Here is a 14,324-nt window from a genome sequence, read left to right on the forward strand (position 1 = left end):
TCGGGCAAACACCGTTCGCTCCAAAAAAGCTGTGAACCTGCACAGTTGGGCCGCGACTTTAGCAAACGCGTGATTGGCTCTATCCTTCCTTGAGAGACGGCCGCCGAGTTCGGCCCGAGGAGGTACCACGGCTTCGCAGTCACCCCAATGGCTCGCCACGGCACGCATGCTGCGCCGGGCCGGTTTCGGCGCGTCCGGTCCCCAGATCGACGCCGTCGTCGGACAGGACTGGTCGGTCTATCTGGACAAGGCCCTGAACATGGACCCGGACTCCGATCCGGGTGCACTGGCCACCCCCATACCGGCGCCGGTCACACCACCGATCCCGCCCGACAGCGCACCCCTACCGGTGCGCACCGAGTTCATCAAGGTGCTGTCCGGCCAGATGCTGGATCTGGGCGCCTGGTGGACCCGGCGGATGGCCGCCGTGCAGGAGCCCATCCACGAGAAGTTGACCCTGGTCTGGCACAACCACTTCGCCACCTCGGCCGAGAAGGTGCTCGCCGCCGAACTCATGGCGGCGCAGAACCAGAAGCTGCGCACCCTCAAACTCGGCGACTTCCGTGAGCTGGCCTACGCGATGCTCATCGACGCGGCGATGGCGCTGTGGCTCGACGCCGTGCGCAACACCAAGGCCGCGCCGAACGAGAACTTGTCGCGGGAGTTCATGGAGCTGTTCACGCTCGGCCACAACAACGGCTATACCGAGGCGGATGTGAAGGAGGGTGCCCGCGCCCTCACCGGCCGCTATGTCATCCCGGGTGCACAGACCGTCATCGCACCGGAAAACCACGACACCGCCGCGAAAACGGTGTTCGGCGTCACCGGAAACCACGACGACACCGCTTTCTGCGACATCGTGCTCAGCCAGCCGGGCTCACCCGGCTTCGTGGCGGGAAAGCTCTGGCGTCTGCTGGCCTCCGATACTCCCGCTCCGCCCGACGTGCTGGACCGCCTGGTGGGGGCCTACGGACCGAACCGGGATCTGAAGGCGCTCACCAAAGCCGTCTTCCTCGACCCCGCGTTCACGGCGAGCGCCGGAAGTATGGTCACCCAACCGATCGAGTGGCTCGTCGGAATGCTGCGCTCGCTGGCCGTGCCGTTGGGCAGTCCCGACGCCGTCGCGGGCACCAACGTCGTCCTCACCGTCATGGGCCAGCGACCGTTCTTTCCTTACGATGTCGGCGGCTGGCCACGGGGCCAGGTGTGGCTGTCGAGCACCAGTACCGCCGCCCGGGTGTGGGCCGCCGACAAGTTCGTCCCGATGGGTGACATCTCGGTGGTCCAAGAGGCCGCTCCGACCGACCGCGTCGACGCAGCCGGCTATCTGCTGGGCATCGGCGCCTGGTCCGACAGCACCGCCGCCGCCCTGAAACCGCTGCACGACAACCCGGTCCGGCTGGTCGCCGCTGCCGTCAACACGCCCGAATACCTGACGTCCTAGCGAGATACCGATGCCCGAGCTCAATCGCCGCAACTTCCTGATCGCCAGTGTGGGCGCCGCCGGCCTGCTCGCCGGGACCGCCGTCACGCTGCCGCACCTGCTCGATCAGGGACAGCAGCGCCCACTCGCCAAGGACAGCGGCATCCTGGTGATCGTCACGCTCTACGGCGGCAACGACGGGATCAACACCGTGATTCCCGTCAACGACAACGCCTATCACGACGCCCGCCGCGACCTCTCCTTCGCACCGCACGAGACACTCGACCTGGACGGGCACCTGCACCTGAACCCGGCGTTATCCGGCCTCAAGGACATCTGGGACAGCAAGGAGCTCGCGATCGTGCGCGGGGCCGGGTATCCGAAACAGGACCGCAGCCACTTCCGCTCCATGGACATCTGGCAGACCGCCTCGCCGGACGCACCCGTGTCGACGGGCTGGATCGGGCGCTGGCTCGACGCAGGGGGCGACGACCCGCTGCGGGCGGTCAACGTCGGATCGGTGCTGCCGCCGCTGGCCATCGGCGAGAAGCACGTCGCCACAGGACTTTCGGTGAAAATTCCGCGAATCCCCACCGATGTCGCCGGCACCCTGAGCGCCTTGAGCTCCGCGGACTCCCACGACACCCCCTCGATGGCGGCGGTGCGGGCGAACTATCGGGACTGCGCCACAACGGATTCGACGTTCAGCAGCTTCACCGACAGCCCGTCCCCGGACGCCATCGATGATGCCGGCAAGCAGTTGGCCGAGGATCTCGATCTGGTGGCCACGTGTGTGCACTCCGGCGTGCCGACCCAGGTGTACATGGTGACGCTCGGGGGTTTCGACACCCATGCCAACGAGCGCGATGACCATCAGCACCTGCTGACGGCCCTCGACTCGGCGCTGGCGCCCTTCCTGAAGCAGATGCGGCGCAGCGAGCGCGGCCGCAATGTGGTGGTGATGGTGTATTCGGAGTTCGGCAGGCGCGTCGAGGCCAACGCGTCCCAGGGCACCGACCACGGCACTTCCGGCCCGGTGTTCATCGCCGGCCCCCGGGTCAAGGGCGGCTTCTACGGCGACGAGCCCAGCCTGACCGATCTGGCCGACGGGGACCTGAAGACCACGACCGATTTCCGTGACATCTATCACGAGTTGCTCAGCAAGACGCTCGCGAGTGATCCGGAACCGTCGGTGGGCCCCGGGCGCAAGAGCATCGGGTTCCTCTGACGAAAAAGGTCCCGGGACTCTCGTATGAGTCCCGGGACCTCTGGTGGTACCCCCGATGGGATTCGAACCCACGCTACCGCCGTGAGAGGGCGGCGTCCTAGGCCGCTAGACGACGGGGGCTAGAACTTAATCCGGTGAGAAAGCATAGCCGAGGAGCTTGTGCTGACCTAATCGCCGGATTGGCTGGGGTACCAGGACTCGAACCTAGAATGAGGGAATCAGAATCCCTAGTGTTGCCAATTACACCATACCCCAATATATGCCCATCACCGCTGGTCACGGGCATATTGGACCGGATCACTCGGCGGGGGTCATCCCGCTTTCACTTTCCGGGCCGACGAGCAGACTACCAAAGATTCCGGGCCGGTTTTCACACCCCACCCCGTACCGCCCGCAACCTGGCCAGACTGCGCTCGGCACCGAGTAGTTCCATCGACTCGAACAGCGGCGGGCTGACCGTCGCACCGGTGATCGCCACCCGGATCGGGCCGAAGGCCTTCCTCGGCTTGAGCTCAAGACCCTCCAGAAGCGCCGTCTTCAGTGCCGCCTCGATGTTCGGCGTGGTCCACTCCCCCACGGCCGTCAGGGCCGTCAGAGCCGCGTCCAGCACCGGCGCGGCATCCGGCCCGAGTTCCTTGGCGGCCGCCTTCTCGTCCAGGGCGTAGGAGTCATCGTCGAAGAACTTCAACAGGTCCCAGGCATCGCCGAGCACCACGATCCGCGTCTGCACCAGCGCCGCCGCTTCCGCGAAACCCGCCTCGTCGAGGCCGGTGGAGTGACCGTGCGCGGCCAGGTAGGCGCTCAGCCGCGCGGTGAAATCCTCCGGCGTGAGCAGCCGGATGTGCTCGGCGTTGATGCTGTCGGCCTTCTTCTGGTCGAACCGGGCCGGGTTGGAGTTGACGTTGGCGACGTCGAACGCGGCCACCATCTCCGCCAGGCTGAACACATCGTGATCGTCGGCGATGCCCCAGCCCAGCAACGCCAGGTAGTTGAGCAACCCCTCCGGCAGGAACCCGCGGTCCCGGTGCAGGAACAGGTTCGACTGCGGGTCGCGCTTGGACAGCTTCTTGTTGCCGTCGCCGAGAACGCTTGGCAAGTGCGCGAACTCGGGAACCCGCTCGGCGATGCCGATTCGGATCAGCGCCTGGTACAGCGCGATCTGACGGGGCGTCGAGGGCATGATGTCCTCGCCGCGCAGCACGTGGGTGATCTTCATCAAGGCGTCGTCGACCGGATTGACCAAGGTGTACAGCGGATCTCCGGTGGCCCGGGTGATCGCGAAATCGGGCACCGAGCCGGCCGGAAAACTGACCGGACCGCGCACCAGGTCGTTCCAGGTGAGGTCTTCGTCGGGCATCCGCAACCGCAGCACGGGGTTACGGCCCTGCGCCGCGAACGCGGCACGCTGCTCATCGGTCAGGTCGCGGTCGAAGTTGTCATAGCCCAGCTTGGGATTGCGGCCCGCCGCGAGGTGGCGCGCCTCCACCTCCTCGGGAGTGGAGTACGCCTCGTACACCTCGCCGGCAGCCTGGAGTTTGGCGATCACGTCGCGATAGATCTCGGCGCGCTGGGACTGACGGTAGGGCTCGTGCGGGCCGCCCACCTCGGGGCCCTCGTCCCAGTCCAGGCCCAGCCAGCGCAACGCATCCAGGATCGCCTCGTAACTCTCCTGGCTGTCACGGGCGGCATCGGTGTCTTCGATGCGGAATACGAAGGTGCCCCCGGTGTGCCGGGCGTAGGCCCAGTTGAACAGCGCGGTGCGTACCAGCCCGACGTGTGGGGTGCCGGTGGGCGAGGGGCAGAAGCGGACGCGTACGGACGGAATCGACATGGGCCTCTACTTCTGCTTGCGCACAACGGGATTGGTGAGGGTACCGATACCCTCGACGGTGATGCTGACGGTGTCCCCATCCTCGATGGGGCCGACACCCTCCGGTGTCCCGGTCAGGATCAGATCGCCTGGCAGCAGTGTCATCACCGCCGACACCCACTCGATGATCTCCCCGACATCGTGCAGCAGCAGCGCGGTATTGCTGTCCTGGCGCACCTTTCCGTTGACCTCGGTGCGCAGGTCCAGCCCCGACGGGTCGACCGCCGTCTCGATCCACGGTCCCACCGGACAGAAGGTGTCGTGCCCCTTGGCCCGCATCCACTGGCCGTCCTTGGCCTGCTGATCGCGCGCGGAGACGTCGTTGGCGATGGTGTAGCCGAGGATGTACTCGGCGGCCTTGGCGGCGGGTACGTCCTTGCACGGCCGTTCGATGACCGCCACGAGCTCACCCTCGTGGTGCACCGGATGGGCGTCGGCGGGCAGCTGGATGGGCACGTTCGGCCCGATGATGGCGGTGTTCGGCTTGAGGAAGATGACCGGATCCTCCGGCGGTTCGCCCCCCATCTCGCGGGCATGGGCGGCGTAGTTCTTGCCCATGCAGACCACCTTGCTGGCCAGGATCGGCGCCAGCAGCCGGACATCGGCCAACGGCCAGCTGCGGCCGGTGAAGGTGGGGTTGCGGGACAGGTACTGCTCGGCTATTTCGCGGCACACCGCATCGGAGTTGGGGTCGCCTTCGATCACAACGAAGGCGACACCATCGGGACTGGCGATTCGACCAAGACGCATTGGTCCAGCCTAGTGAGCGAGCTGGGCCTGCAGAAACGGGGTGGAGTCCGCCATCGATGCCAGCACGGTGCCCGAATGGTCGGCGTCCGGGTAGATCTTGAGCGTGACGTCCTGGCCCTGCGCCCGCAGCCGGTCATCGAGCTGGATGGACAGCGCGGGCGGTACGTCCTTGTCCTGCAGGCCCACTCCGAGGAAGATCGGCCGGTCATAGCCGCTGGTGGGCGTTCCCATATAGGCGTCCAGCGCGTCGGCGACACCGGGCAGGGTCGCCAGCGGCGCATCGAAGAAGGCGGGCGGCGTCATACCCGCCAAGGCCTGATCCAGCTGACCCTTGCAGAGAGATTGCGCCTTGTGCACCGCATCGCGCCCGGCCGGGGTCAGCACGCTGTCGATGTCCAGGTCCGGCCGGGCGTCACGCAGGCCCGCCAGGATGTAGGCGGTGTAGCTGTTGGCGGCCGGCCCCAGGTTCGGTGGCAGTGCCATCTGCGGTCCCGCCTGGGCGACGATGCTCTCGACGTTGAACGGTGTCCCGGTGGCGACCACGCCGCGGTAGTCCAGGCCGGTGCCACGGGTGAACTGGGTGGCCCAGCGGGCACTGTTGACCGCCGCCCCGCCACCCTGGGACTGGCCGACGATGGCCCATTTCGGCGACAGCGGCAGATCCAGCTGGTGGCTGGCGATCACCGAGTCGACGACGCCGTGTGCGGTGGCCACGCTGTTGAGATAGCTCATCAGGCCGGGCGTGCCGAGCCCGGCGTAGTCCGACCCGACCACCACGTAACCCTGCTCGAGCCAGTGCGAAAGGTATTCGTCGTCACGCTCGCTGCGGGGTTGCACGGACGGCGCGCAGTCATCGCCCAACCCGACCGTGCCGTGCGCCCACGCAATCACGGGCCAGCCACCGTCGGGCGCCTCGCCGCGCGGCACGAACACCGCGGCTGTACTGACGGCGGGCGAATCATGTTGGTTCACTGTGGAATACAGAATCCGATATGCGTGCGCCGCCCCCGGGACGCTCAGCGCGGGATTCAGCGGCACCGACGTGATCAGGTTGCCGGGCGCCGGAATCGGGGCGTCGTAGTGGCGCGCGTCCAGCCCGGACCAGTCTGAGTCGGTCGCCGCGGCCGCCGGGGTGGCGGCGACGATCCCGAATGCCAGCAATACGGCGGTCACACTGCACAGGTTCACCACGCCAGGCTAGGACACGTGTCGCGTGTTCCATATAATGAGAAAATTATTCAATATTTTGGGAAGCGCGTGGCACCATGGCCGCATGCCCTCCACGACGATAGGCACCGTCCGTCGTTGGTCCATGCTGGTGATCGCGCTCACCGCAACCACATGCGCCAACGTCTTCATCAACGGTGCCGCGTTCCTCATCCCGACACTGCACGCCGAACGCGGTCTCGATCTCGCGCGGGCGGGCACGCTGTCGGCGATGCCCAGCCTGGGCATGGTGACGACGTTGATCCTGTGGGGCTATGTCGTCGACCGGTTCGGCGAACGACTGGTGTTGAGCCTGGGCTCGGCCCTGACCGCAGGGGCGGCCTTCGCCGCGGCCTCGGTGCAGTCACTTGTCGCCGTCGGCGCGTTTCTGTTGATCGGCGGAATGGCCGCGGCCAGTAGCAATTCGGCCAGTGGCCGGCTGGTGGTCGGCTGGTTTCCGCCCGAACAACGCGGCCTGGTGATGGGCATCCGGCAGACCGCCACCCCGCTCGGCGTCGGACTGGGGGCACTGGTGATCCCGCGACTGGCCGAATCACAAGGCGTGGCAACGGCATTGCTGTTCCCAGCCGTGGTGTGCGCGTTGGCGGCCGGCATGTGTCTGGTGGGGGTCATCGACCCGCCCCGGCCGCCGCGCGCCGAGGCCCTCGACGAGCATCTGGCCAATCCCTATCGCGGATCGTCGATGCTCTGGCGTATCCACGCCGTGTCCGTACTCCTGGTGGTGCCGCAGTCGGTGGTCTGGACGTTCACCTTGGTGTGGCTGATGACCACGCGCGGCTGGTCGGCGGCCTCGGCCGGTCTGCTGGTGACATCGGCTCAGGTGCTGGGGGCCGCGGGCCGGATCGCCGCCGGCCGGTGGTCGGATGTGGCCGGGTCACGGCTGAAACCCATCCGCACCATCGCCGCCGGCGCCGCGGCGTCCATGGCACTGCTCGCGGTCACCGACTGGCTGCACTCCCCCATCAGCGTCGCACTGGTGGTGATCGCCTCGGTGATCACGGTGTCCGACAACGGGTTGGCCTTCACGGCCATCGCGGAGATCGCCGGCCCGTTCTGGAGTGGCCGCGCACTGGGCACCCAGAACACCAGCCAGCACCTGGCGTCCGCCGCCGCCGCACCGTTGTTCGGCGCACTGATCGGTGTGTTCGGCTATCCGGCGGCCTTCGCCGTCTGCGCGCTGTTCCCGGTCGCCGCGATCCCGCTCGTGCCCGCCGATCCCCCGCCGAACTAACCGCTCATATCCCCGGTCGCGGGTATGCCGTCGGCCAGGCCGTAGCGCAGATACACCGTGCCCTTGGCACCGGCCACCGGCGGTTCGAGCAGCGTGACGTTCGAGGGCACCGCACCGCCGTCGAAGATCTTCTTGCCGGAGCCGAGCAGGATCGGGTGCACCCAGAGATCGAGCCGGTCGAAGAGCTTCTCGCGCAGCAGCGTCTGCACCAGATTCAGGCTGCCGACGACGCTGATGTGCTCGTGCCGGTCCCGGATCTCGCGCACCGCGCCGGCGAGATCCGGGCCGAGCTGTGTCGACCCGGGCCAGGCGAGGTTCGGCTTGCCGCGGGAGGCTACGTACTTCGGGATGCGATTGAACAGATCGGCGAAGTCGCCGTCCTGGTGCGGCCAGTAGGCCGCGAAGATGTCATAGGTCCGCCTTCCGAGCAACAAGGCGTCGGTGCCTTCGTATGCGGCAGCCACCTGTGCGCCGGTGACGTCATCGAGCAGCGGGGCCTGCCAGCCACCGAAGGCGAATCCCACCGGATCCTCGTCGGGGCCGCCCGGCGCCTGGCCGACGAGGTCGAGGCTGGCGAAGAGTTCGATCTGAATCAGTCCCATGATGGTCAGACCCGGCGCGTCGGAGAAAGTCATCGGGGTACCGAAACAGGCATTCACACATTGCTTTTCAAGCCGCGCATGTGTCGACAATCACGAGGGTAGATGTTGTCGAGCCGCGGCGGATCGCGCAGAATCGAGTCCAGCAGATATTGGAATTATTCCAGTTTGGAAGGGATGGACGTTCAGATGACGTTGCTCACGATCGGTGATCAGTTCCCGGCTTATGACCTCACCGCCGTCATCGGAGGTGACCTCTCCAAGGTCGACGCCAAGAAGCCCGACGATTATTTCACCAAGGTCACCAGCGCCGACCATGCCGGCAAGTGGCGAATCGTGTTCTTCTGGCCCAAGGATTTCACCTTCGTCTGCCCGACCGAGATCGCGGCGTTCGGCAAGCTCAACGACGAGTTCGAAGACCGAGACGCCCAGGTGCTCGGCGTCTCGGTGGACAACGAGTTCGTGCACTTCCAGTGGCGCGCCCAGCACGAGGACCTCAAGACCCTGCCCTTCCCGATGGTGTCGGACCTCAAGCGCGAACTGGCCACCGCCACCGGTGTACTCAACTCCGAGGGTGTCGCCGACCGCGCCACCTTCATCGTCGACCCGAACAACGAGGTCCAGTTCGTCTCTGTGACAGCGGGTTCGGTCGGGCGCAATGTCGACGAGGTCCTGCGGGTTCTCGATGCTCTGCAGTCCGATGAACTGTGCGCCTGCAACTGGCGCAAGGGCGATCCCACCATCGATGCCGGCGAACTGCTGGCAGAGGCGGTCTGATCATGTCGCTCGACAACATCAAAGAGGCGCTGCCCGAATACGCCAAGGACCTCAAGCTCAACCTCGGCAGTATCGCGCGCAGCACCGAACTGTCCGAGCAGCAGCTGTGGGGCGCACTGGTGGCGACGGCCGCAGCCTCGAAATCGCAGCGCCTGCTTCGGGAGGTCTCCGAGGACGCCTTGGACATCCTGTCCGGCGAGGCCTACCACGCCGCGCTGGGTGCCGCGGCGATCATGGGGATGAACAACGTGTTCTACCGCACGAAGGGCCAACTCGACGGGCGTTACGACGACCTGCGGGCCGGGCTGCGGATGAACATCATCGCCAATCCGGGCGTCGCCAAAGAGGATTTCGAGCTGTGGTCGCTGGCCGTCTCGGCGATCAACGGATGTGGGCACTGCCTGGCCGCGCATGAAACCGTGCTGCGTGATGCCGGCGTCGACCGCACCGTCATCTTCGAGGCGATCCGGCTGGCGTCCATCATCTCCGGTGTGGCCCAGGCGCTGTCGACGGCGGATGCGCTGGCGGCGGTCTGAGCCCGCGCCGGCCCGGCAGGATCAGCAGCGCCGCAGCCAGGAAGCAGAGTGCCCCGGCGAAAGTGCCGAGGTTGGCCAGCCCGATGTCCTCGGTCGTCCCGGCCTTGGTGACGAAAGCCGCCACTGCGGACACACCGAACGCGACGCAGCCCACCAGGTTGATCCATTCGGCTTGCCAGTCAACCGATCTGGGCGCCCATAGGCCGACCACGATCACCCCGAGCACACCCGAGATCAGGAAGGCCAGCGACCCGGTGGCATCCGGGGCCCACACATAGCGCCGCTCGCCGTGCACCGTGTGCGCCCACACCGAGGCGCCGGTGCTGACGTTGAACAGAATGGTGCCGGCGAACTGGATGGCCGAGGACCACCACGCGGTCCCGCGTTCGGAAAGCCGCAGCTGCATCCACGCGGCCGTGGTGAAGAACCACGATCCGGCGAAGCACAGGACATTCGTCGCACCGGCGCCGGCGACCGCCGTGAATCCGGGTGCCGTGCCGACCGCGAATAAGCTGGAACCGACCGCGAACAACCAGCACTGCCGGCGCAGCGTTGCGACGTCGGCCATCAGCCGGCCTGCTCCATGACGGGGACCTTACAAAACCCGCTAGAGCAGCGCGCGGATCCGCTCGCCGACTGCTGCGGTGGACAGCTTCTCGTCCCCACGGGTGGCCAGATGCTCGGCGACGGCCTTGTCGACCCGCGCGGCGGCGGCGTCCTCGCCGACATGGGCCAGCAGCAGGGCGACACTCATGACGGCCGCAGTCGGATCGGCGATGCCCTGGCCCGCGATATCGGGTGCGCTGCCGTGCACCGGTTCGAACATCGACGGGTTGGTGCGGGTGGCGTCGATGTTGCCGCTGGCGGCCAGTCCGATGCCGCCGCATACCGCGGCCGACAGGTCGGTGATGATGTCGCCGAACAGGTTGTCCGTGACGATCACGTCGAACCGGCCCGGGTCGGTGACCATGTGGATGGTGGCCGCGTCGATGTGCTGATAGGCGACCTCGACATCCGGGAACTCCGCACCGACCTCGGCGACCACCCGCGACCACAGGCTGCCCGCGAAGGTCAGCACATTGGTCTTGTGCACCAGCGTCAGGTGCTTGCGCCGGGACTGGGCCCGCGCGAACGCATCCCGCACCACACGCTCGACGCCGAACGCGGTGTTCACACTCACCTCGGTGGCCACCTCGTGCGGGGTACCGACACGCAGCGCGCCGCCGTTACCGGTGTAGGGCCCCTCGGTACCTTCGCGCACGACGACGAAGTCGATACCCGTCACACCGGACAGCGGGCTGGTGACACCCGGGTACAACCGGCCCGGACGCAGGTTGACGTGATGATCCAGCGCGAAACGCAGTTTGAGCAGCAGCCCGCGCTCCAGCACGCCGCTGGGCACCGACGGATCACCGATCGCACCGAGCAGGATCGCGTCGTAGCCGCGCAGTTCCTCGATCGTCTCTTCGGTGAGCAGCTCACCGGTCGCGTGGTAGCGCCGTGCGCCCAGGTCGTACTCGGTGCGCTCCACCCCCGGCAACACCGTGTCGAGCACCTGGAGCGCCTCGGCGATGACCTCGGGACCGATACCGTCGCCGGCGATGACAGCTAGTTTCACGACAGGTCAACCACTTCCAGTGTGGTGGCGCCGACCGCCTTGGCGATTGCGGCGCGCACGTTTTCGGGGACATCGGTATCCAGGCGCAGGATGATGGTCGCGCTCTCACCGCCGGCGTCCTGGCTCAGCTGGGCGGCCAGGATGTTGACATCCGCCCCGCCGAGTTCGGTGCCGATCTTGCCGAGCGCACCGGGCTGATCGCTGTAGTTGACGACCAGGTTGAAACCCTCGGCACGCAGGTCGAAGTTGCGGCCGTTGATCTGGACGAGTTTCTGTACCTGCTGCGGGCCCGACAGAGTGCCGGCCACGTTGAGTGCGCTGCCGTCGGCGTAGACCGCACGCACGTCCACGACGCTGCGGTGGTTGGGGCTCTCGGTCGCGGTGGAGATCTCGGCGGTCACACCGCGCTCGGCGGCCAGCGCGGGGGCGTTGACGAACGTCACCTGCTCGTCGACGACGGCCGAGAACAGGCCGCGCAGTGCCGAGAGGCGAAGGATCTCGACATCCTCGGAGGCCAGCTCGCCTTGCACCTGGACGGCCAGCGATACCGGCGCGCCATCGGACAGCGAGCCGACCAGCAACCCGAGCTTGCGCACCAGGTCCAGCCACGGCGCCACCTCTTCGCCGACCACACCACCGCCGACGTTGACGGCATCGGGCACGAACTCGCCGGCCAGGGCCAGTTTCACGCTGGCCGCCACATCGGTGCCGGCCCGGTCCTGGGCCTCTTCGGTCGAGGCGCCGAGGTGTGGGGTGACGACCACCTGGGGCAGTTCGAACAGCGGACTGTCGGTGCACGGTTCGGTGGCGAACACGTCGAGCCCGGCGGCGCGCACGTGACCACTGGTGATCGCGTCGGCCAGGGCCTGCTCGTCGATCAGGCCACCACGGGCGGCGTTGACGATGATGACCCCGGGCTTGGTCTTGGCCAGATTCTCCTTGCCGAGCAGGCCGGCGGTTTCCTTGGTCTTGGGCAGGTGCACCGAGATGAAATCGGCGCGCGCCAGCAGATCGTCGAGCGGCAGCAGTTCGATGCCCAGCTGCGCGGCACGGGCCTGGGAGACATAGGGGTCGTACGCGGTGATGTGGGCGCCGAAGGCGGCCAGCCGCTGCGCGACGAGCTGACCGATACGGCCCAGCCCCACCACGCCGACAGTCTTACCGAAGATCTCGGTGCCGGAGAACTTCGACCGCTTCCAGGTGTGCTCACGCAGCGTGGCATCGGCGGCCGGGATCTGGCGCGCGGCCGAGAGCAGCAGGGCCAGCGCATGCTCGGCGGCGCTGTGGATGTTGGAGGTGGGCGCGTTGACGACCAGCACCCCGCGCGCGGTGGCGGCGTCGACGTCGACGTTGTCCAGGCCGACACCGGCACGGGCGACGATCTTGAGCTTGGGTGCGGCGGCCAGCACCTCGGCGTCGACGGTGGTGGCCGAACGCACCAGCAGCGCGTCGGCATCCGTGACCGCGGCCAGCAGCTTCGGGCGGTCCGGGCCGTCCACCCAACGGACCTCTACCTGGTCACCCAGGGCGGCAACGGTCGATTCGGCGAGCTTGTCGGCGATCAGTACAACGGGAAGACTCACGCGGTAAGGATAGTGGGCTGCAATATCGACGAAACACCGGGCATTCTGGTGCCATGGACGTCACCGTCGTCGGCTCCGGACCCAACGGCCTGTCCGCCGCCGTGATCCTGGCCCGGGCCGGGCTCGCGGTGCGAGTGATCGAAGCCCAGCCGACCGCCGGCGGCGGCGCGCGCACCCTGCCCGACGCCGAGTTCCCCGGCATCACCCACGACATCTGTTCGGCGGTGCATCCGCTGGCGCTGGCGTCACCGTTCTTCGCCGACTACGACCTCACCGCACGCGGTGTGCGGCTGGCGGTGCCCGAGATCTCCTACGCCAGCCCGCTGCCCGACCGCCCCGCGGCGATCGGGTATCGCGATATCGGCCGCACCTGCGCCGAACTCGAGCACGGGCCGTCGTGGCGGCGGCTGCTGGGACCGCTGGTCGACGACAGCGATGCCGTGGTGCGGCTGATCCTCGGCAACAAACGTTCGGTGCCACCGCTTTCCGCCGCGGCGAAGGTGGCTCCTCGCCTGCTTGCCCAGGGCAGCCGGTTGTGGAGCACGCTGCGCGGCGACGACGCCCGGGCCCTGTTCAGCGGTGTCGCCGCCCATACCATCGCCCCGATGCCGTCGCTGGTGTCCAGCGGCGCAGGCCTGATGCTGGGCACCCTCGGACATGCGGTGGGCTGGCCGATTCCGGTCGGCGGCTCACAGGCCATCGTCGATGCGCTGCTGGCCGACCTGCACGCCCACGGCGGTGAACTCGTGCTCGGCGAGGAGGTGACCACGCCGCCTGCCGGTGTGGTGCTCTACGACACCGCCCCCACCGCATTGCTGTCCCTCTACGGTGACACCCTGCCCTCCGGTTACACCCGGGCCCTGCAGCGCTACCGGTACGGGCCGGGAGTGGCCAAGGTCGATTTCGTGCTCTCCGGTGAAATCCCTTGGCGCGACGAGCGTCTGGCGCAGGCGCCGACACTTCACCTCGGCGGCAGCCGGGAACGGATGGCGTTGGCCGAGGCGGAGATCGCGGCGGGCCGGCATGCCGAGTGGCCGATGGTGCTGGCCGCGCTGCCGCATGTGGCCGACCCGGGTCGCATCGACCCCGCGGGCCGGCGTCCACTGTGGACGTATGCACATGTGCCGCATGGCTCGTCGCGCGATATGGCCGAGGCGGTGACCGGGATCTTCGAGCGGTTCGCCCCGGGTTTCCGCGATATCGTCGTCGCGACGCGCAGCGTGCCGGCGTCCCGCTTGGCCCACCACAACGCGAATCTGGTCGGCGGCGATATCGGGGTGGGCGGCAACAACATGATCAGCGCACTGGCCGGCCCGACGCCGCGGCTGAATCCGTGGAGCACGCCCATCCCGAAGGCGTATCTGTGTTCCTCGGCCACCCCGCCCGGCGGCGGTGTGCACGGGATGGCCGGGTACTACGCGGCCGCCACGGTGCTCAGACGTGAGTTCGGCATCGCGGAATTGCCGGCCCTGGCCCCGTGAG

13 protein-coding genes and 2 tRNA genes are annotated in these 14,324 nt (G+C 67.6%); 6 read left to right on the forward strand and 9 right to left on the reverse strand.

Annotated elements, in window-relative coordinates; translation table 11 throughout:
* Positions 1-166 precede the first annotated feature (166 nt).
* Both QN239_RS22230 and QN239_RS22235 read left to right on the forward strand, forming a co-directional pair.
* Positions 167-1,444: a DUF1800 domain-containing protein gene (locus QN239_RS22230; RefSeq protein WP_499013617.1), complete on the forward strand. Its 1,278-nt coding sequence runs from the start codon at positions 167-169 to the stop codon at positions 1,442-1,444.
* A gap of 10 nt (positions 1,445-1,454) precedes the next feature.
* The gene (locus tag QN239_RS22235) at positions 1,455-2,651 is read left to right on the forward strand and encodes a DUF1501 domain-containing protein (protein ID WP_499013620.1); all 1,197 of its coding nucleotides are present in this window, start codon (positions 1,455-1,457) and stop codon (positions 2,649-2,651) included.
* Between the two features lie 44 nt (positions 2,652-2,695).
* On the opposite strand, the gene QN239_RS22240 is transcribed toward QN239_RS22235, so the two are convergent.
* The 5 genes from QN239_RS22240 to QN239_RS22260 form a co-directional block, all read right to left on the reverse strand.
* Positions 2,696-2,771, reverse strand: a tRNA-Glu gene (locus tag QN239_RS22240).
* Between the two features lie 60 nt (positions 2,772-2,831).
* Positions 2,832-2,906, reverse strand: a tRNA-Gln gene (locus tag QN239_RS22245).
* A gap of 115 nt (positions 2,907-3,021) precedes the next feature.
* Positions 3,022-4,482, reverse strand: a complete 1,461-nt coding sequence (gene gltX / locus QN239_RS22250) for a glutamate--tRNA ligase (protein WP_499013622.1) — start codon at positions 4,480-4,482, stop codon at positions 3,022-3,024.
* A gap of 6 nt (positions 4,483-4,488) precedes the next feature.
* Positions 4,489-5,271: a fumarylacetoacetate hydrolase family protein gene (locus tag QN239_RS22255; RefSeq protein WP_499013625.1), complete on the reverse strand. Its 783-nt coding sequence runs from the start codon at positions 5,269-5,271 to the stop codon at positions 4,489-4,491.
* 9 nt (positions 5,272-5,280) lie between these two features.
* Positions 5,281-6,444, reverse strand: coding sequence for an alpha/beta hydrolase family protein (locus QN239_RS22260; protein ID WP_499013627.1), 1,164 nt, complete (start codon positions 6,442-6,444; stop codon positions 5,281-5,283).
* A gap of 100 nt (positions 6,445-6,544) precedes the next feature.
* Between QN239_RS22260 and QN239_RS22265 the strand changes: the two genes are divergently transcribed.
* Entirely contained in the window at positions 6,545-7,729 is a 1,185-nt protein-coding gene (locus QN239_RS22265) for an MFS transporter (RefSeq protein ID WP_499013629.1), read from the forward strand.
* On the opposite strand, the gene QN239_RS22270 is transcribed toward QN239_RS22265, so the two are convergent.
* Positions 7,726-8,331, reverse strand: coding sequence for a dihydrofolate reductase family protein (locus QN239_RS22270; RefSeq protein ID WP_499016927.1), 606 nt, complete (start codon positions 8,329-8,331; stop codon positions 7,726-7,728). The genes QN239_RS22265 and QN239_RS22270 overlap by 4 nt on opposite strands.
* Positions 8,332-8,517: 186 nt before the next feature.
* Between QN239_RS22270 and QN239_RS22275 the strand changes: the two genes are divergently transcribed.
* Positions 8,518-9,105 (forward strand): peroxiredoxin, encoded by a 588-nt coding sequence (locus tag QN239_RS22275; protein WP_499013632.1) that lies wholly within the window; start codon positions 8,518-8,520, stop codon positions 9,103-9,105.
* A gap of 2 nt (positions 9,106-9,107) precedes the next feature.
* Positions 9,108-9,641 carry an alkyl hydroperoxide reductase AhpD gene (gene ahpD / locus QN239_RS22280; RefSeq protein WP_499013636.1) on the forward strand — a complete coding sequence of 178 codons (534 nt, stop codon included), beginning with the start codon at positions 9,108-9,110 and terminating at the stop codon, positions 9,639-9,641.
* Here ahpD and QN239_RS22285 read toward each other — a convergent pair.
* From QN239_RS22285 to serA, 3 genes are read right to left on the reverse strand one after another with little or no spacing between them, the layout of a single operon-like run.
* The gene (locus tag QN239_RS22285; protein WP_499013640.1) at positions 9,586-10,209 is read right to left on the reverse strand and encodes a hypothetical protein; all 624 of its coding nucleotides are present in this window, start codon (positions 10,207-10,209) and stop codon (positions 9,586-9,588) included. The two genes, ahpD and QN239_RS22285, sit on opposite strands and share 56 nt — an antisense overlap.
* A 39-nt stretch (positions 10,210-10,248) precedes the next feature.
* Complete coding sequence (locus QN239_RS22290) at positions 10,249-11,259, reverse strand: 3-isopropylmalate dehydrogenase (protein WP_090356977.1); 1,011 nt, start codon at positions 11,257-11,259, stop codon at positions 10,249-10,251.
* Positions 11,256-12,842 carry a phosphoglycerate dehydrogenase gene (gene serA / locus QN239_RS22295; protein WP_499013642.1) on the reverse strand — a complete coding sequence of 529 codons (1,587 nt, stop codon included), beginning with the start codon at positions 12,840-12,842 and terminating at the stop codon, positions 11,256-11,258. The genes QN239_RS22290 and serA overlap by 4 nt, the downstream gene beginning before the upstream one ends.
* Positions 12,843-12,895: 53 nt before the next feature.
* Between serA and QN239_RS22300 the strand changes: the two genes are divergently transcribed.
* Positions 12,896-14,323: a phytoene desaturase family protein gene (locus tag QN239_RS22300; protein ID WP_499013644.1), complete on the forward strand. Its 1,428-nt coding sequence runs from the start codon at positions 12,896-12,898 to the stop codon at positions 14,321-14,323.
* Position 14,324 lies beyond the last annotated feature (1 nt).

Source organism: Mycolicibacterium sp. Y3 (assembly GCF_051188035.1).
Lineage (GTDB): Bacteria > Actinomycetota > Actinomycetes > Mycobacteriales > Mycobacteriaceae > Mycobacterium > Mycobacterium fluoranthenivorans.

Bases quoted from the DNA above. Each gene is read 5' to 3' on its own strand.
- gltX (WP_499013622.1), bottom strand. From the start codon at position 4,482: ATGTCGATTCCGTCCGTACGCGTCCGCTTCTGCCCCTCGCCCACCGGC.
- QN239_RS22255 (WP_499013625.1), bottom strand. From the start codon at position 5,271: ATGCGTCTTGGTCGAATCGCCAGTCCCGATGGTGTCGCCTTCGTTGTG.
- QN239_RS22230 (WP_499013617.1), top strand. From the start codon at position 167: ATGCTGCGCCGGGCCGGTTTCGGCGCGTCCGGTCCCCAGATCGACGCC.
- QN239_RS22270 (WP_499016927.1), bottom strand. From the start codon at position 8,331: ATGGGACTGATTCAGATCGAACTCTTCGCCAGCCTCGACCTCGTCGGC.
- QN239_RS22285 (WP_499013640.1), bottom strand. From the start codon at position 10,209: ATGGCCGACGTCGCAACGCTGCGCCGGCAGTGCTGGTTGTTCGCGGTC.
- QN239_RS22265 (WP_499013629.1), top strand. From the start codon at position 6,545: ATGCCCTCCACGACGATAGGCACCGTCCGTCGTTGGTCCATGCTGGTG.
- QN239_RS22300 (WP_499013644.1), top strand. From the start codon at position 12,896: ATGGACGTCACCGTCGTCGGCTCCGGACCCAACGGCCTGTCCGCCGCC.
- QN239_RS22275 (WP_499013632.1), top strand. From the start codon at position 8,518: ATGACGTTGCTCACGATCGGTGATCAGTTCCCGGCTTATGACCTCACC.
- ahpD (WP_499013636.1), top strand. From the start codon at position 9,108: ATGTCGCTCGACAACATCAAAGAGGCGCTGCCCGAATACGCCAAGGAC.
- QN239_RS22235 (WP_499013620.1), top strand. From the start codon at position 1,455: ATGCCCGAGCTCAATCGCCGCAACTTCCTGATCGCCAGTGTGGGCGCC.